At 29.4% G+C, this 18,785-nt stretch carries 13 protein-coding genes; 8 read left to right on the top strand and 5 right to left on the bottom strand.

Annotated features, from left to right (window positions below; genetic code table 11):
- Positions 1-14: 14 nt before the first annotated feature.
- A complete protein-coding gene (locus tag MHL31_RS10150) occupies positions 15-1,022 on the bottom strand; it encodes an NAD-dependent epimerase/dehydratase family protein (RefSeq protein WP_240225841.1) in 1,008 nt (335 codons plus the stop codon).
- A gap of 185 nt (positions 1,023-1,207) precedes the next feature.
- Here MHL31_RS10150 and MHL31_RS10145 point away from each other — a divergent pair, with 185 nt between their 5' ends.
- The 3 genes from MHL31_RS10145 (at position 1,208) to tyrS (ending at position 4,864) form a co-directional block, all read left to right on the top strand.
- Entirely contained in the window at positions 1,208-2,677 is a 1,470-nt protein-coding gene (locus tag MHL31_RS10145) for a potassium/proton antiporter (RefSeq protein ID WP_240225840.1), read from the top strand.
- Between the two features lie 19 nt (positions 2,678-2,696).
- Positions 2,697-3,488 carry a CPBP family intramembrane glutamic endopeptidase gene (locus MHL31_RS10140; protein WP_240225839.1) on the top strand — a complete coding sequence of 264 codons (792 nt, stop codon included), beginning with the start codon at positions 2,697-2,699 and terminating at the stop codon, positions 3,486-3,488.
- 80 nt (positions 3,489-3,568) lie between these two features.
- On the top strand, positions 3,569-4,864 hold the full coding sequence (tyrS, locus tag MHL31_RS10135) for a tyrosine--tRNA ligase (protein ID WP_240225838.1): 1,296 nt from the start codon (positions 3,569-3,571) through the stop codon (positions 4,862-4,864).
- A 227-nt stretch (positions 4,865-5,091) separates the two neighbouring features.
- On the opposite strand, the gene MHL31_RS10130 is transcribed toward tyrS, so the two are convergent.
- The 4 genes from MHL31_RS10130 to MHL31_RS10115 form a co-directional block, all read right to left on the bottom strand.
- A complete protein-coding gene (locus tag MHL31_RS10130; protein ID WP_240225837.1) occupies positions 5,092-5,673 on the bottom strand; it encodes a GNAT family N-acetyltransferase in 582 nt (193 codons plus the stop codon).
- Positions 5,674-5,724: 51 nt separating this feature from the next.
- Positions 5,725-6,900 carry a DUF418 domain-containing protein gene (locus MHL31_RS10125; RefSeq protein WP_240225836.1) on the bottom strand — a complete coding sequence of 392 codons (1,176 nt, stop codon included), beginning with the start codon at positions 6,898-6,900 and terminating at the stop codon, positions 5,725-5,727.
- A gap of 6 nt (positions 6,901-6,906) precedes the next feature.
- Complete coding sequence (trpS, locus tag MHL31_RS10120; protein ID WP_240225835.1) at positions 6,907-7,875, bottom strand: tryptophan--tRNA ligase; 969 nt, start codon at positions 7,873-7,875, stop codon at positions 6,907-6,909.
- Positions 7,876-7,963: 88 nt separating this feature from the next.
- Positions 7,964-8,206 (bottom strand): GlsB/YeaQ/YmgE family stress response membrane protein, encoded by a 243-nt coding sequence (locus MHL31_RS10115; protein WP_240225834.1) that lies wholly within the window; start codon positions 8,204-8,206, stop codon positions 7,964-7,966.
- 176 nt (positions 8,207-8,382) lie between these two features.
- Here MHL31_RS10115 and MHL31_RS10110 point away from each other — a divergent pair, with 176 nt between their 5' ends.
- From MHL31_RS10110 to MHL31_RS10090, 5 genes are all read left to right on the top strand, one after another.
- Complete coding sequence (locus MHL31_RS10110) at positions 8,383-9,141, top strand: 1-acyl-sn-glycerol-3-phosphate acyltransferase (RefSeq protein WP_240225833.1); 759 nt, start codon at positions 8,383-8,385, stop codon at positions 9,139-9,141.
- Positions 9,142-9,166: 25 nt separating this feature from the next.
- Complete coding sequence (locus MHL31_RS10105) at positions 9,167-9,823, top strand: hemolysin III family protein (RefSeq protein ID WP_240225832.1); 657 nt, start codon at positions 9,167-9,169, stop codon at positions 9,821-9,823.
- Between the two features lie 88 nt (positions 9,824-9,911).
- Entirely contained in the window at positions 9,912-15,479 is a 5,568-nt protein-coding gene (locus MHL31_RS10100; RefSeq protein WP_240225831.1) for an alpha-2-macroglobulin, read from the top strand.
- Between the two features lie 161 nt (positions 15,480-15,640).
- A complete protein-coding gene (gene pbpC, locus MHL31_RS10095) occupies positions 15,641-17,980 on the top strand; it encodes a penicillin-binding protein 1C (protein ID WP_240225830.1) in 2,340 nt (779 codons plus the stop codon).
- 66 nt (positions 17,981-18,046) lie between these two features.
- Positions 18,047-18,784: a LytTR family DNA-binding domain-containing protein gene (locus MHL31_RS10090; protein WP_240225829.1), complete on the top strand. Its 738-nt coding sequence runs from the start codon at positions 18,047-18,049 to the stop codon at positions 18,782-18,784.
- Position 18,785 lies beyond the last annotated feature (1 nt).

The following is an 18,785-nucleotide window of genomic DNA, read 5'->3' as shown; positions in this document are numbered from 1 at the left end:
TACTTTGTTGAAGCTTAAATATCTTTTAAAAATAACTTACAAATATGATCTATACTTTTTGAAATAGGTTCAAATTTAAAATTTACTGTTTTTTTAATTTTTTCAGAAGAAAAGAATCGCTTTTGATGAATAGATTTTGAAGAATGTTTTGTTAAAAGTGGCGGTTCGTTTGTTAATAAAGACTTTATTATTTCTAAACGCCAACCAATTTCACTCATAAGTTTTGTTACTTTAATAGTGGGTTTTTTCTTGTTGAATTTTAAAGCAATAGTGTTAAAAATTTCTCGATAACTTATGTTTTCAGAAATAAGTATAAATCGCTCATTTTTTACGCCACTCTTCATTAATAATACCATTGCCTTTACAACATCATTTACTGAAACATAACCTGTAATTCCTTCAGAATAAAACCTAAACCCGGTATAAATTTTAGAGAAAAGATTACCAGAACCAGTGTTCCAAAAACCAGCACCTAGAATAACACCTGGATTTACAATTACCACAGGAATTCCTTCTTGTGAAGCACGCCAAACTTCGATTTCAGCACCATATTTTGAAATGGCATATCCATAATTACTTTTTTCAATATCCCATTCGTTAGATTCATCAATAAGTTTAGAATTTATAGAGCTTCCAACAGCAGCAATAGAACTAACAAAACAAAGTTTTTTTATGTTATTTTCAATACATAAGTTTACAATATTAGCAGTGCCTTCTATATTAACTTTACGTAGTTTGTTATAATCTTTTGGGTTAAAAGAAACCAATGCAGCAGAATGATAGACTTCGGTTATATTTTTAAATGCTTTTTCCAGTGTAACAATATCTGTAATATCTGCTTCAACCCATTCAATTTTTTTAAATAATTTTTCAAAATCTGTAGAAAAATAGCTGAATACATTTTTAACAGCCTCTAAGTTGCTTTTTTTTCTATAAATGGCTCTTATTGTATTGTTTTCTAAAGAAAGTTGATACAATAAATGTGAGCCCACTAAACCTGTTCCACCTGTAACTAATATCATAAAACGAAAGTAACAAAAATGTTTTTGTATTAATAGTTTTGTTGGGTTGTTTATTTAATTTATAATGCGCAAATAATGTTTGTTTTTCAATAAAAACATTATTTTTGATGATATGCTATAGAAGTTTCAATGTTGAATAATTATGAAGCGTTATTGTATAATGAAAATTTAAACTTTAAAAACGAATGGATTTAACGATTGAAAATATATTATTAGTTGGCTCATTATTATTGCTTGTAAGTATTTTTGCAGGTAAAACCTCTTATAAATTTGGCGTTCCAACCTTATTGCTTTTTTTAGCTATTGGAATGTTGGCAGGCTCCGATGGTATTGCTGGAATCCATTTCAATGATCCAAAATTGGCGCAATTTATAGGTATTGTATCACTTAATTTTATTTTATTCTCTGGTGGGTTAGATACCAACTGGACAGCTGTTAAACCTATTCTTTGGGAAGGAATTGCATTATCAACATTAGGTGTTTTACTAACGGCAGTTTCTTTAGGTACTTTTGTTTGGTTTATTACAGATTTTACTATTTATGAAAGCTTGTTGTTAGGTTCTATAGTATCATCAACAGATGCCGCCGCCGTATTTTCTATTTTACGTTCCAAAAGTTTGGCCTTAAAAACAAATTTAAGACCTACTTTAGAGTTAGAAAGTGGTAGTAACGATCCAATGGCTTATGTATTAACTATTGCCTTTTTAACATTGGTAGTTAATCAAGATCAAAGTTTTTTATCTATAATTCCAATGTTTTTACAACAAATGGTTTTAGGTGGTATTTTAGGTATCGCTTTTGGGGTATTAAGCAAGTATACTATTAACAAAATTAAACTTGATTTTGAAGGACTTTACCCTGTTTTAGTTATTACGTTAATGTTTATTACATTTTCTGCAACTGATTTTGTTGGTGGTAACGGATTCCTTTCTATTTACATATGTGCTGTTTATTTAGGAAATCAAGATTTAATACATAAAAAAACCATTTTAAAAATGTTTGATGGTTTGGCTTGGTTAATGCAAATTGTTTTATTCCTTACATTAGGGCTACTTGTATTTCCTTCTGAAATTATTCCATATATGGGTATTGGATTACTTATTTCAGTATTTTTAATTGTAATTGCAAGACCAATTGGCGTATTTTTAAGTCTTATATTTTTTAAAATGAAGCTGAGAAGACGATTTTATATTTCTTGGGTAGGTTTACGTGGAGCTGTTCCAATTGTGTTTGCTACATACCCACTTTTAGCAGGAATTGATAAAGCAAATATGATTTTTAATATTGTATTTTTTATTTCGGTAACCTCTATTTTAATTCAAGGAACTACACTTTCTGTTATTGCAAAATGGTTGCATGTTGGATTACCAGAAAAAGCTAAAAAATTAAATGCAACCGATTTGTTGTTGGAAGAAAATCCAAAGGCCGAAATGAAAGAGCTTTTAATAACGTCCGATTGTTATGCTGTAGATAAAAAAATTGTAGAATTAGGCTTTCCTAAAAATGCCATAATTGCTATGATTAAAAGAGATGATAGTTATATTATTCCAAATGGTTTAACTATAATTGAAGAACAAGATACGCTTATTGTTTTAGCCGATAGACCTCAAATTTTTGAAGAAGTTTATAAAACACTTAAATCACAAAAAATATAGGAGGTTTTAATTTAAAATAATGACAGTTGTTAAAGCCATTTTACTTACGTTACTCTTTATTTTTGTATTTAGTTTAACCCAACTAGGCTTTGGTTTTTTGTTTTTTGAAACTGATTTAATACCTCAATATTTACAAACACACTTTGGAATAACTATAATAATATCATTTGTAATTTCTTATCTGCTACTGTTTAAGTTTTTTTGGAAAACAACTCTAAATATTAAGAATACGTTGAGTTTTAAAAATTACAATTTTAAAATTGTAATTTATTTAATTGTACTTGTTTTAGGCTTTCAATTATTAAACAAACCACTATGGGATTTAGAGCGAATTTGGAATTATTTTATGTATTCAGAAAATGCTACTGATTACAATGCTTTCAATGGATTTAACCTAATTTATTTGTACCGATTATTAGCAATCTTAATTGTTTCACCTGTTTTTGAAGAACTATTTTTTAGAAAATTTTTACTGCAAAAATTAGTAGAAAAAAATAATGAAAAAGTTGCTATAATAGTTTCAAGTTTATGTTTTGCTATTATTCACATTGAAACTCCACTTAATTTATTTCCAACCTTTATTTTTGGAATAATAAGTAGTTTAATTTTTATAAAAACAAAAAAAGTAGGGTATGTTATCTTACTTCATTTTTTGTATAATTTATTTGATCAAATGCTATATGTTTCAAATGTTAATTATGATAATTGGTTACTAAGCCTAAATTTTAATCTTTCTTATTGGGTATTATTTTTAGCTGGAATTGTAATAACCTATTTTGGAACAAAAAAAATACTAGCAGTACCACAATAAATGTAATTATTTTTTCATTAATTGAAGCTAAATAGGTAGAACTACAAACTAAAATTTTATCTTTGCTGAAATTTAAAATTTTGAAAATGAATTTTGTTGAAGAACTTAAATGGAGAGGCATGTTACACGATATTATGCCTGATACAGAAGAATATTTATTAAATAACAAAACTAGAGGTTATATTGGTTTTGATCCTACTGCAGACTCGTTGCATATTGGAAGTTTAGTGCCTATTATTATATTAATGCATTTTCAAAAAGCAGGTCATTATCCAATAGCATTGGTTGGTGGTGCCACTGGAATGGTTGGAGATCCTTCGGGAAAATCTGATGAACGTAACTTGTTAGATGAAGCTACTTTAGCTAAAAATGTTGCTGGAGTACAAGGACAATTAGCGCGTTTTTTAGATTTTGAAGGTACAATTGAAAATAAAGCAGAATTGGTTAATAATTACGATTGGATGAAAGAAATTTCATTAATCGAATTTGTACGTGATGTTGGTAAACATATTACTGTAAACTATATGATGGCTAAAGATTCTGTGAAAAAACGTTTCTCTCCAGATTCTGAAGCAGGAATGAGCTTTACAGAGTTTACATACCAATTATTTCAAGGCTACGATTTTTACCATTTGTACAAAGAAAAAAATTGTATGCTTCAAATGGGAGGTTCAGATCAATGGGGAAATATTACTACCGGAACTGAGCTAATTAGAAGAAAAGCACAAGGGAAAGCTTACGCACTTACGTGTAAGTTAATTACTAAAGCAGATGGTACAAAATTTGGTAAAACTGCTGGTGGAAATGTGTGGTTAGATGCCAACAGAACTTCACCTTACAAATATTACCAATATTGGTTAAATTCTTCAGATGAAGATGCAGAAAACTATATTAAAATATTTACTTTTTTAGATAAAGAAACTATTGAAGCTTTAATTGAAGAACATAAACAAGCACCGCATTTACGTATTTTACAAAAGAAAATTGGAGAAGAGGTAACTGTAATGACCCACGGAAGAGAAGCTTTTGAAAATGCTGTTAAAGCTTCAAATATATTGTTTGGAAAATCTACTACTTCAGATTTAAAGAATCTAGATGAGCAAACATTTTTAGATGTATTTGAAGGTGTTCAACAAGCAGAAGTTTCACGTTCTGTAGTTGAAAATGGATTGGATATTGTTGCTGCTTTTGCCGAAAACGGATTTTTAAAATCTAACGGAGAAGTACGTAGAGCTTTAAAAGAAAACTCTATTTCTGTAAATAAAGAAAAAGTAAAAGACGGGTATGTAATTACACCTTCAGACTTAATTACAGATAAATTTGTATTGTTACAACGCGGTAAAAAAACGTATTTTTTATTAAAAGTAGTTGAATAAATAACAACTCTTAAAAGTTGTTTTAAAAAATATTAAACTTCCATTTTACTTAGTAATTAGAGTAGAGTGGAAGTTTTTTTTATGATTTATTTTAATGTTTTGCTTAATTTTTAGCACTTGTTTAAAACGAGCGCTAGCTTTGATATTTTATAAAAACACTTCGACTCCGCTCAGTGATCAATTTAGAATGAAGGGTTTCTATGTTTTTTAGCCAGCGTTTATTTTCACTAATTCAATCGTAAAAAGTACATTGGAAAACCTAAAACGTCTTCTTTCTTCTGAATTTTAAACCCGAATTTCTGATACATTTTAACGTTTTTTTCAGAAGCTGCATCGATTATTACTGGTAATTGGTTGTTTTTAAAGTGCTTTTTAATTTCTAGCATTAAACGGGCAGCAGTACCGCTACCATCACATTCTTTTTTAATACCCATAATTACGGGTCTTATGTGTTTTTCTTTCGGATAGTATTTAGCAGCAATTAACTGTCTTTTTAATACTTTAAAAATACGTTTAAAGCCAATGCATTTAAATGCGAGTTTAACATCTAATAAAAGGGTGCTAAAAGTGGTTTTTTCTTGATGTGGAAATTTTAATAAAATACAAGCTTTATTGTTATCAGAAATATAAATTTCTCCAAAACGAATACTTCTTTCAAATAAGTATTCCATTAATAGTTGCATCCGTTCAACTCTTTTTTTGTCTTGTTTTACTATAAGGTTTATAGAATTTTTTTCTTTTAAAGGTGAAAATGCAGAAACTAAAATTTCAGACACTAATTTTTTATCTATGGTAGTTGCTTTTCTCAAAATAAGTATCTAAAACTTTTATAGCTCTTACTAATATTTATTACAAATATCTTATTTTTTAGAATTTAACCAGGTTAAGTTATGCCAAATTTGTTCTAAAGGACCACGTTTGTGATTTTTCATCCACCAGGAACTAAATGTTATTAAAATAATAGAACATACAATTCCAATTAATAAGCTATAAGTTGCACCGGTGTATTTGTACAAGCCAAAACCAAATCCATAGTAAAGAGTAGTACCAATTATTGTTTGAAAAATATAATTAGATAAACTCATTTTTCCCATTGGAGAGAAAATATTCAATATTTTTTGCCAAAATTTAGAAAAATAAAGTAATAAAAATCCAGACATTAATACAAACGTAAAAGCAAAGTTAGTCCATGATTTTTCAATTGCTTTAACAGTTACTCTTATGGCTTTATCATCAATAGAACCAATTAGGTTTTTTTGAATGTAAAACAATGGAATAAATAGTATTATAGAGACGATAAAAACCTTCAACCAAAATCGCTTATTTTTGTTTGTAAGGACAAATAAATTCTTTTTTGAAGCTACCATTCCAAGAATAAATAAACAAAGTAAATGAAAAAATCGTCCATTTTCCCAACTCCATAACCAAACAGCTTTTTTACCGTTGGTAAGGTTCCCTTTAATAGTTTCTATTAGTGAACTTTCAGGTATATATTCATTTAGTTTTCCAAAATATGCCCAAGATTGTGGATCTCCAACCTCAATTCCAGGATTTTGCAAATAGTAAATAAGCTTTCCAATTTCAAAAGGTTGAAGAAATAAAAGAAATGCTACTATTAAAACTACTTTTGATTTTAGTTTAGCAAACGGAATTAAAAATAAACCAACAAAAGCATAAAGTGTTAAAATATCACCTTCATAAAATGCTGAGTTTACCATTCCAAACATAAAAAGAAGCAATAATCTCCAGGCAAATCGCAGTCTAAAGTCATTTCCTCTTTTGGCTTGGTTATTCATTTGAATAAAGAAAGTAACCCCAAATAAAAAGGCAAACATTGCATAAGATTTACCAGCAAATAAGAAAAAAGTACTGTCCCAAATTGTTTGATCCAATTGAATCATCCAATTTGGTAAGTTTTTTGGTTTAAAAAAGAAATCAAAATGCTCTAAGTTATGAAGTAACATAATAGATACCAGGGCAAAACCCCTTACAGCATCTACATTTAAAAGACGTTGTTTGGTGTTTAATTGCTGCATAGTTTTTTAATACCCGATTTTTGTGCGTACTCTTTTTAAAACTTCAGCAGCAACAACTTTAGCTTTTTTTGCTCCAATAGCTAAAGCTTTGTCAACTTCATCTAAATTTTCCATATAGTAGTTGTAACGCGCTCTTTCTTCAGAAAACTTATTGATTAATAATTCATAAAAAGCTTGTTTTGCGTGTCCGTAACCATAATTTCCACCTTCATAATTAGCTCTCATTTCAGCAATTTCTTCGGGAGAAGCTAATAATTTATACAATGCAAATAAATTACACGTATCTGGATTTTTAGGTTCTTCTAAAGGTGTAGAATCTGTTTTAATCTTCATAATTTGTTTACGAAGTTGTTTATCTGGTAAAAATAAATTGATAATATTTCCGTTAGATTTGCTCATTTTCCCACCGTCAGTTCCTGGTACCCACATAGATCCTTCTTGGATTTTAGCTTCTGGCGGAATTAAAGTGTCTCCCATTTGATGGTTAAATCTGTTTGCTACATCTCTAGTAATTTCTAAATGTTGTAACTGATCTTTTCCAACAGGTACAATTTCAGCATCGTATAATAAAATATCTGCAGCCATTAGCATTGGGTATTCAAATAAACCTGCATTTACATCATCTAACCTTCCTGCTTTGTCTTTAAAACTGTGTGCTAGAGTTAACCGTTGGTACGGAAAAAAACAACTTAAATACCAAGAAAGTTCTGTTGTTTCAGGAATGTCACTTTGTCTATAAAAAACATTTTTTTCAACATCTAGTCCAAAAGCAAGCCAAGTTGCTGCAACATTATAAGTGTTATTACGTAATTCTTCCCCGTTTTTTATTTGGGTAAGTGAATGCATATCTGCAATAAACAAAAAAGATTCTTCTTTAGAATTATTTGCCATTTTAATTGCTGGAATAATTGCACCTAATAAGTTTCCTAAGTGTGGAGTTCCTGTACTTTGAACTCCTGTTAAAATTCTTGACATTATTATTTTATTTTAGTAGCAAAAGTAAGTATTTCAATTGCATAAAAAAAGCGACTTACAAGTCACTTTAAAAAAATATTGAAATAAATTATTTTTTAAATAAGCCAGCAATATATAGTACTATAACTGCACCAACAACGGAAGTACCAATTGAAGGGAGAATTCCTCCTCCAAAGTCAATTCCTAAAAGTCCAAAAACCCAACCGCCAACAATTCCTCCGATAATTCCTAAAATAATGTTTATAAATAATCCAAATCCACCGCCTTTCATAATTTTACCTGCTAACCATCCAGCTATTGCACCAATAATTAAAAAATATAAAAAATTCATATTAAGGTTTTTTTAAAATTAATAATCCTTAAAATTAAGTTTAATTTTTAAAAATTAAAAAGAAGAATTCAATTTATTTTGTCAGTAGCATACTTAAATTACTGTAAGTAGAAAGATTTTGTTGTTTATAATAATTTTTAGTGCTTTTTTAGTTTAAATATTTACTTTTGAACCTTATGAAGATATTTAAATACATATTTTATATTTTTTGGCGTTGTTGGTTTTATGGCTGGGTATTATTTAGCATAATTGCTATTTTTCCAGTACTTCTTGTAGTTACTTCTTCAGAGAAATTTTATCCAACTTTTTTTAGAATTGCCCAAGCTTGGGGTAGAACCTTGCTTTTTGTTATGGGTTTTAAAATTGAGTTACAAAAAGAAGAAATACAAGACGATACAAAAAGTTATATGTTATGTCCAAACCATACTTCAATGATTGACGTTATGGTAATGTTGGCTTTAGCAAAAAATCCCTTTGTTTTTGTTGGTAAAAAAGAGCTTACCAAAATTCCAATTTTTGGTTATTTTTATAAACGAACCTGTATAATTGTTGATAGAAGTAATTCTAGAAGCAGAAAGGCGGTGTTTGATGAAGCTAGAAAAAAATTATGTAACGGTTTAGATGTATGTATTTTTCCTGAAGGGTTGGTGCCTGATGATGAAAGTGTAGTGTTGTCAGATTTTAAAAACGGTGCTTTTCGTTTAGCTATTGAACATCAAATACCAATTGTTCCAATTACCATGTACGATTGTAAAAAACGATTCTCATACACGTTTTTTAGTGGAAGCCCAGGTAAATTACGTGTAAAAATCCATCATTTTATTAAAACAGAAGGTCTTACTGTAAAAGAAAGTGCTATTGTAAAAAATAAAACGTTCGATTTAATTTATAACGAACTAATTTCTGATGTAAAAAAGCAACTAAAAAATACTTAAATATTGTTAATTTCGTTGAGTATAAATGGATCTAAATAACATAACATATTACAGCCCAAAGGAAGAAAAATTAAATGTAATTTCTCACGCATTTGGTTTGGTTTTAAGTATAGTTGCGTTGGTATTACTGGTGGTTTTTGCAAGTTTAGAGGGTTCTGTTTGGCATATTGTTAGTTTTAGTATTTATGGAGCAAGCTTAATTGTACTATATGCCGCATCAACTTTTTATCATAATTCTAAAAAGCCAAAATTACGTTATCGCTTAAATATTTTCGATCACGCATCAATCTATGTTTTAATTGCGGGTACTTATACACCTTTTACCTTGGTAGTTTTAGATGGTTGGGTTGGTTGGACAATCTTTGGAGTTTCTTGGGGGTTGGCAATTACAGGTGTTATTTTAAAACTTTTTTATATTGGTAAATACGATAAAATTTCAACTATAGCTTATGTTTTAATGGGGTGGCTTATTGTTTTTGCAATAAAACCATTAATTCAAAATTTACCAATTGAAGGATTAATGTGGTTGCTAGGAGGTGGAATTTCATATACAGTTGGTGCTATTCTATACAGTATAAGGCGCATTAAATACAACCATTTTATATTTCATATTTTTGTTTTGTTAGGTAGTTTTTGCCATTTTATAACAGTATTTTTTTATGTATTACCAATAAAAAAATAATACAATAAAAATTTGAAATTATAATTTTATCTCATTCCTTTTTTAGTAACTTCATACTAAATTTGCTAAACACTTAAATACGTTCTAAATGAAACTTAAACACTTGCTTTTTTCCACTATATTTTGTCTTGCTTTTATAGCCTGTAAAGATAAAAATCCACAAAGTGAAACAGATAATATTTTTAAATTTAGAGAATATATAAATTATACTACTTCTGGGTTGGTTTCTATTTCTGAACCTATTAAAATTGAATTGGCAAAAGAGGTAGAAGGTTGGGTTTCTAATGGAGAAGTTTCAGAAAAATTTATAAGTATTTCACCAAATATTAGTGGAAAATTAGCTGCAGTAAATTCACGAAGTTTATTATTTCAACCTTCAAATAATTTAGAACCCAATAAAGAATATACAGTTACAGTAAATTTAGGTAAAATTTACAATAATATTCCTTCAGAATTTAAAACCTATACCTTTAAATTTAAAACAATTGAACAAAATTTTAGTGTTAGAACTACAAGTATTCAATCATATTCTAAAGAATGGCAATACGTAGAAGGGGTTTTAAAAACAGCTGATATGCTAACTTTAGAAAAAGCAAAAAATTTAATTTCTGCAAAGCAAAACAGCAATAATTTATCAATTAAATGGCAAGGTTTAGATTCGGTAAGTAAACAGTTTATGTTTATAATTGATAGTGTACAGCGTTTTGAAGACAACTCTGAGGTATTAATTTCTTGGAATGGAAAAAGTATTGATGTTAAAAATAGTGGAGAGAATTCACTTATAATTCCTGGGAAAAATAATTTTTCAATTTTAAATATAGATGTTATTCAATCGCCCGAACAACACTTAAATATAAATTTTTCTGATCCATTAAAAAAGCAACAAAATTTTAATGGTTTGGTAGCAATTAAAAATGCTGAAAATTTAAAATACGTAGTAAATGGTAATATTTTAAAAGTATATGCAAACAAACGTATTGTTGGTAATGTATTAGTAGATGTATTTCAGGGTATTACTAGTTTAGATGGCTATAAACTAAAAAAATCTTTTTCAGAAACTATTGCATTTGAACAAATAAAACCAGCAGTAAGATTGCTTTCAAACGGTGTTATTTTACCAAATTCTAATAATTTAAAATTAAATTTTGAGGCTGTTAATTTAAAAGCTGTTGATGTTCGTATTATCAAAATTTTTGAAGATAATGTGTTGCAATTTTTACAAGATAATTCCTTAGGAAGTACCAATCGTTATCAAATAAAAAGAGTGGGTAGGCGCGTAGCTAAAAAAACAATTACTTTAGTCTCTAATGAACTCGAAAATACTGGAAAATGGAAGGCTTATACAATAGATTTAGCTAAAATGATACAAGCCGATCCAGGTGCAATTTACCGAGTAGAACTAGATATAAAACCTGCATATTCGCTTTATAAATGTGATGGAACAGAATTAGCTACTAGTAATGAAACTTATTACGAAGAAGATTATTATAACGATGGTAATGAAAATTCAACAGCAAGTGCAGATGATTTAGACAAGCGAGAAGAACAATATTGGGATAATTTAATTTATAGTTATAACAACACATATTACAATTGGAACGATCGCGACAATCCGTGTAAAAAAGCTTATTTTTTAAATGAAGATAGAACCGTTGCAACTAATATTTTAGCATCAAATATTGGGGTAATTGCTAAAAAAGGAGAAAATAATAATTACTTTTTTGCAGTAACAGATATTTTAACAACAAATCCAATTACGGGGGCAAAGGTTGTATTATACAATTACCAACAACAAGAAATTGGACAAAAAGCTACCGACAATCAAGGGATAGCTATTTTAGATATAGACCATAATGCATATTTTGCAATTATTTCGAAAGATCAACATAAAACATATTTAAAATTAGACGATGGTCATTCGTTGTCGTTAAGTAAATTCAATGTTTCAGGTAAAAAACTACAAAAAGGTTTAAAAGGATTTATCTATGGAGAACGTGGTGTTTGGAGACCTGGAGATTCTATTCACTTAACATTTGTATTAAATGATAATGCAAACAAATTACCAAAAGAACATCCCATAAAATTAGAAGTTACAGATGCTCGAGGAAAATTAGCATATAATCAAATTACAAAAGAAAACGTAAATGGTCTTTACAAATTTACCATCCCTACATCAGCAACAGATCCAACAGGAAATTGGAACAGTACTATTTCAGTAGGAGGCGCAAAATTTTATAAACAATTAAAAGTTGAAACTGTTAAGCCAAATCGTTTAAAAATAAATATAGATTTTAATGATGAAGTGCTTACAAATACCAAAGCTATAAAAGGAAATTTACAAGTTAATTGGTTGCATGGTGCACCAGCAAAAAATATAAAAGCTGAAGTAACTGCAAAATTCACTTCCAATTCAAGTGCTTTTACTAAAGAATTTCCAAATTATATTTTTAACGATCCAACTAAGAGTTTTTTTTCAGAAGAGTTTAAAGTTTTTGAAGGAAAAGTAGATGCAGCAGGAAAAGCAACTATCAATAAAAAAGTAAGTTTAGAAAACACAGCACCTGGAATGTTAAAAGTAGCTTTTTTAACCAAAGCTTTTGAAAATGGTGGTGATTTTTCGATGGATGTAATTTCTAAAAATTATGCTCCTTACAATTCTTTTGTAGGTTTAAAATTACCAAAAACAAAGGCTTATAGTTCTTATGATACTGATGAAAACGTAACTTTTGATATAGCTACAATTACTGCCGAAGGAAAACCAATACAACAAAAAAATGTAGCTATTGAAGTGTATAAAATTGAATGGCGTTGGTGGTGGAGCTCTTCTTATGAAAACTTATCATCATACAATGGAAGTAGTTTTCATAAACCATATAAAAAATTAAAAATTAATACCAATGCAAGTGGTAAAGGAACATTTAAATTAAATATTAAAGATGATGATGGTGGACGCTATTTAATTCGTGTTATCGATCCAAAAAGTGGGCATGCAACCGGAGCTACAACATATTTCTATAAAAATTGGTGGAAACGTCCAACCAACGATCCTGAAGCTTCAAAAATGTTGGTTTTTTCCTCAGATAAAGATACTTACAATGTTGGAGAAACTGCAAAAATTACATTTCCATCTGGAACAGAAGGTCGCGCCTTAATTAGTATTGAAAATGGAACAGAAGTATTAGAAACCGTATGGCAAAAAACGCAAAAAGGAGAAACTACTATAGAAATTCCAATTACTAAAAAAATGGCTCCAAATGTGTTTGTAAATATTTCATTATTACAACCACATGCAAGTACTGCAAACGATTTACCTTTGCGTTTGTATGGTATAATTCCATTATTGGTTGAAGATGCAAATACGCGTTTAGAACCAGAAATTTCAATGCCAAAAGTGTTAAAACCTGAAGAAAAATTCACATTAAAAGTAAGCGAAAAAAACGGCAAACGTATGTCGTATACTATTGCTGTTGTTGAAGAAGGTTTATTAGATTTAACACGTTTTAAAACACCAGAAATTTGGAATTCATTCTACACAAAAGAAGCTTTAGGTGTTAAAACTTGGGATATTTTTGATGAGGTTATTGGTGCTTTTGGAGGAAGTATTGAACAAGTTTTTGCAATTGGAGGAGATGCTGAATTGGCCGCAGGAAATGCTAAAAAAGCAAACCGATTTAAACCGGTTGTACGTTATTTAGGCCCTTTTACATTAACAAAAGGAAAAACTGCTCCGCATACAATTCAGTTACCAAAATATATTGGATCGGTACGTACTATGGTAATTGCTGCCGATAACACAATTGGAGCTTATGGAAAAGTTGATGAAACTACTCCTGTTAGAAAACCATTAATGGTATTGGCCTCATTACCGCGTAAATTAAGTCCAGGTGAAAAAGTAACACTTCCAGTAACCCTTTTTGCAATGGAAGATAAGGTGAAAAATGTTGAAGTAAAGCTAAAATTATCTGAAGGTATTAAGGTTATTGGTGCAGCTTCACAAAATATAACTTTTGAAAGTCCAGATGAAAAAATGGCGTATTTTCAATTAGATGTTTCAGAAGCAAAAGGTATTGGTAATATTGAAGTTATTGCAAGTGGAAATGGTGAAAAATCTTCTTACGAAGTTGAAATTGATGTAATAAATCCAAATCCAATTTCAATAAAAAGCAATATGTTTGAGTTGGCTGCAAATGAAACAAAAACTGTAGATTTTAAAACCTTTGGAGTTGTTGGAAGTAATTTTGCTGAAATCGAATTTTCAACTTTACCTTCAATGGATTTTACCGGTAGATTACAATATTTAATTCAATATCCACACGGTTGTGTAGAGCAAGTTACTTCCGGTGTGTTTCCTCAATTATTTTTAAGTGAAATTTTTGATATTCCATTACAACAAAAACAAGAGATCACGGAAAATATTAAAAAAGGAATCGAAAAATTAGGTGATTTTCAAACCGCAAGTGGAGGTTTAAGTTATTGGATGGGACAAAATAACGCAAACGATTGGGGTACTAGTTATGCTGGACATTTTATGATTGAAGCTGAGAAAAAAGGGTATGTATTACCATTAACTTTTTTAACAAATTGGTTGCGTTATCAAAAACAAGAAGCACGTAATTGGCGCCTAAGTTATAAGAATTATAATTCAGATTTAGCGCAAGCGTACAGATTATATACTTTGGCATTGGCTGGGCATCCAGATTTGTCTTCTATGAACAGATTGCGAGAGTTTAGCGAACTTTCTAACAATGCAAAATGGCGATTGGCTGCTGCGTATGCTTTGGCAGGACAAAAAGAAGCTGCAACTAAAATTTCTAATACGGCAAATATAAATTTTGAAAGTAATAATTACGATTATTATACATATGGTTCTGTTGATAGAAATCGTGCAATGGCAATGGAAACAATGCTATTAACTGGAAATAGTGAAGCTAAAGAATTGGCAAAATATATTGCTAAACGTTTGTCGTCTAATAGTTGGATGAGTACACAAACTACAGCTTATAGTTTATTAGCTATGGCTAAAATGGTTGAGGTAAATGGCGGAAAATCAATTAAATTAAACTATACTTTAAACAATAAAAAAGTTGAAAAAATTGATTCTAAATTTGCTATTGCGCAACGAAATTTAGGAATTGTTATGGGTGAAAATTCGGTTTCAATTACTAATAATCAAGCAAATGTGGTATTTGTAACTATTTCAACTGGTGGAATTTTACCAATAGGACAAGAAATTTCAGAAAAAAGAGGTTTAGGAGTAAGTATAGTTTATAAAGATGCGCAAGGTAATTTGGTTAATGTATCTAAATTAACGCAAGGAACAGAATTTGAAGCACACGTTACTGTAAGTAATTTAAAACAAGAAGAAGTACGTGATATTGCACTTACTCAAATTTTCCCTTCGGGTTGGGAAATTGTAAATACGCGTTTTACCGATTTTGGAAGTTCAACTTCAGAAAATACTAATTTTACAGACCTTAGAGATGATCGTGTTAATTTTTATTTCGATTTAAATAAGCAACAGTCTAAAACGTTTAAAGTGTTGTTAAATGCATCTTATTTAGGAAGCTATTATTTATATGGTTTACAAGCTGAAGCGATGTACGATAACGATTATTTTACACGAACAACAGGAAAATGGATTGAGGTTGTGAAGTAGTTAACGTCATTACGAGAAGTGCAACGACGAAGTAATCTGTTATTTAAGGAACGGATTACTTCATTTTATTCGCAATCACGTATTCAGCCATTGTTGGTGTTTTTTACCAACAATTAATACGTGTCAGAAATTAGTAAGTAAAAGAAAGATTGAAAATAACATTGAAATTCATCAAAAACCATAAAATTAAACTAATAATAGCCGTTATTTTACTAACGGCTTATTATTTTTCATTACCAAAAACTTTATTTAAAAACCCAACTTCAACAGTTATAGAAAGTGCTGAGGGTGAATTGTTAGGTGCAAAAATTGCAACAGACGGTCAATGGAGGTTTCCTCAAAATGATAGTGTTCCACTTAAATTTAAGCAATGTATTGTTCAATTTGAAGATGCCTATTTTTATAGGCATCCAGGGTTTAATCCTATTTCAATTTTTAAAGCTGCTATTCAAAATTTTAAATCCAATTCCATAAAAAGAGGTGGAAGTACCTTAACGCAACAAGTAATTAGATTGTCGCGAAAAAATCAACAAAGAACCTATTTTGAAAAATTTAAAGAAATTGTATTAGCAACAAGACTAGAGTTGAGGCATTCTAAAGAAAAAATACTTTCATTATACGCTTCAAATGCACCTTTTGGAGGGAATGTTGTTGGCTTAGATGTTGCCTCTTGGCGATATTTTGGACGTTCACCAAATCAACTTTCATGGGCAGAAAGTGCAACATTAGCAGTTTTACCAAATGCACCAAGTTTAATTTATCCTGGAAAAAATCAACAAAGATTATTAGTTAAAAGAAATAGATTATTAAAGAAATTAGCTGATGAACATATAATAAATACATTAACATATAATCTTGCAATTCAAGAAGAATTACCTCAAAAACCGTATGCAATTCCGCAAATAGCACCTCATTTATTACAGCGAGTAGTAGAAAATCAACAAGGAAAACGTATTAAAACTTCAGTAAAATATAGCTTACAAAACAAGGTAAATACGATAGTTAAAAATCATTATAACGAATTAAGTCAAAATCAAATTAACAATATTGCTGTATTGGTTTTAGACGTAAATACGCGTAAAGTTTTAACTTATGTAGGGAATTCGCCCACAACAAAAGAACATCAAAAAAATGTTGATATTATTAATAAACCTCGAAGTACTGGTAGTATTTTAAAACCTTTTTTATATGCTGCTATGTTAGATGCTGGTGCTATGTTACCAAATACATTAATAGCGGATATTCCAACACAAATAGGAAGTTATAGGCCAGAAAATTTTAACAAACAATTTGATGGTGCAGTTGCAGCGAGTGAAGCTTTGTATAGGTCTTTAAATGTACCTTCGGTTAGAATGTTGCAAAGTTTTGGATTGGATAGGTTTTATCATTATTTAAAGCAACTACATTTAAAAGATTTAAAGTATGGTGCAAATCATTATGGACTTTCATTAATTTTAGGAGGAGCAGAAAGTAATTTATGGGATTTGTGTAAAAGTTATGCAAGTATGGCTTCAACAGTAAATCATTATGATAATACACAAGGAAAGTATTATAAAAATGAATTTTTAGAGCCTTCTTATTTTAATGATTTTATACCCGATTTTGGAGAGATTTCAGTTGAAAAAACTATTTTCGATGCAGGTTCAACCTATTTAACTTTTGAAGCATTAAGTAAAGTTAATAGGCCTGAAGGTGAAGAAAATTGGGAGTTTTTTAATGCTTCAAACAAAATTGCTTGGAAAACAGGTACAAGTTTTGGGTATAGAGATGCTTGGGCAATTGGAGTAACAAAAAATTATGTGGTTGGTGTTTGGGTTGGAAATGCAGATGGAGAAGGAAGACCAGGTTTGGTTGGTGTTTCAACAGCTGCTCCAATATTGTTTAATGTTTTTAGTAAATTACCTAAAAATTCTTGGTTTGAGATGCCTTTTGATGAGTTAGTTGAGGTTCCTATTTGTAGTAAAAGTGGTTATAGAGCTGGTGAATATTGTGAGCAAAAAGACACTGTTTTTGTGCAACAAGCAGGATTAAAAACAGCGCCATGTCCTTATCATATTTGGGTACATTTAGATAAAAACGAGCAGTTTCAGGTTAACTCATCGTGCGAAACATTAAACAATATGGTACATAAAAGTTGGTTTGTTTTACCGCCATTACAACAATTTTATTATCAAAAAAAACACCCAAATTATAAAAAATTACCAAATTTTAGAGAGGATTGTCTCAATGAAAATTCATTAAAAATGGCATTTATTTTTCCTGAAGAAAATGAATTAATTTATTTAACCAAAGATTTTAAAGGCGTGTATAATGGGTTGATTTTTAAATTAATACATTCAGACGTGAATGCTAAAGTGTTTTGGTATTTAAATGATAATTTTATTGGGGAAACAACTAATATTCATGAAATAGAAGTTTCGCCAAAAAAAGGAAAATATACAATTACTGCTGTTGATGTTTTAGGAAATGAAATTAAACGAAAATTTGAAATTAAAGATTAACTGTTTGAACATATATTCAAATGTTGTATCTTGCAGATTAAAATAATTTAAGATCACCCACAAGCAATGTTACAAATTTTATTAGTTGATGATGAAAATGATGCTTTAGAAGCATTAGAGTGGAAATTAAATAATTATATAGAAAATGTTGAGATTACAAAATGTAATTCTCCCGTTAAAGCTATAGATATTATAAATGAAGAAAAACCAGATGTGGTATTTTTGGATATCCAAATGCCAGAAATGGACGGTTTTACGATGCTCGAAAAATTAGAGAATAGAGACTTTAATCTTATTTTTACTACAGCTCACGATGAATTTGCTCTAAAAGCAATAAAAGTTTCTGCAATAGATTATTTACTTAAACCCGTTGATAAAGATGAACTAATTGTTTCAATGGAGAAAATTATTAACCTTAAAAAAGGTGATGTATTAGAAAATAAACTTCAAGTTCTATTAAATAATTTAAATGATAGTAATGATAAAATAAACATTTCTGCAGATGGAAAAGTTTATTTGTTAGATAAAGATGATGTTGTAATGCTAAAATCTGATAAAAGTTACACGACGATTTATCTAAAATCTGAACAACAAATTGTGGTTTCTAAAACCCTTAAAGAAGTTGAAAAGAAATTTTTGTTTTCACATTTTTTTAGAGTTCATAATTCATATTTAATAAACTTACACCACGTTAAAGAGTATTTAAAAGGCTTAGGCGGTGAATTAATTATGACTAATGGTTTAACGGCAAGTATTAGTAGAAATAGAAAAGCAGAGTTATTTAAGAAACTTTATTTGGATTAAA

The sequence above is a fragment of the Lutibacter sp. A80 genome, assembly GCF_022429645.1.
Classification (GTDB): domain Bacteria; phylum Bacteroidota; class Bacteroidia; order Flavobacteriales; family Flavobacteriaceae; genus Lutibacter.
This window is presented reverse-complemented; position numbering and strand designations above follow the sequence as displayed.

What these genes read in the sequence shown, in the direction of transcription:
- MHL31_RS10150 (WP_240225841.1), bottom strand. Translation starts at nt 1,022, where the DNA reads ATGATATTAGTTACAGGTGGAACAGGTTTAGTGGGCTCACATTTATTG.
- MHL31_RS10145 (WP_240225840.1), top strand. Translation starts at nt 1,208, where the DNA reads ATGGATTTAACGATTGAAAATATATTATTAGTTGGCTCATTATTATTG.
- MHL31_RS10140 (WP_240225839.1), top strand. Translation starts at nt 2,697, where the DNA reads ATGACAGTTGTTAAAGCCATTTTACTTACGTTACTCTTTATTTTTGTA.
- MHL31_RS10125 (WP_240225836.1), bottom strand. Translation starts at nt 6,900, where the DNA reads ATGCAGCAATTAAACACCAAACAACGTCTTTTAAATGTAGATGCTGTA.
- trpS (WP_240225835.1), bottom strand. Translation starts at nt 7,875, where the DNA reads ATGTCAAGAATTTTAACAGGAGTTCAAAGTACAGGAACTCCACACTTA.
- MHL31_RS10115 (WP_240225834.1), bottom strand. Translation starts at nt 8,206, where the DNA reads ATGAATTTTTTATATTTTTTAATTATTGGTGCAATAGCTGGATGGTTA.
- MHL31_RS10110 (WP_240225833.1), top strand. Translation starts at nt 8,383, where the DNA reads ATGAAGATATTTAAATACATATTTTATATTTTTTGGCGTTGTTGGTTT.
- MHL31_RS10105 (WP_240225832.1), top strand. Translation starts at nt 9,167, where the DNA reads ATGGATCTAAATAACATAACATATTACAGCCCAAAGGAAGAAAAATTA.
- MHL31_RS10100 (WP_240225831.1), top strand. Translation starts at nt 9,912, where the DNA reads ATGAAACTTAAACACTTGCTTTTTTCCACTATATTTTGTCTTGCTTTT.
- MHL31_RS10090 (WP_240225829.1), top strand. Translation starts at nt 18,047, where the DNA reads ATGTTACAAATTTTATTAGTTGATGATGAAAATGATGCTTTAGAAGCA.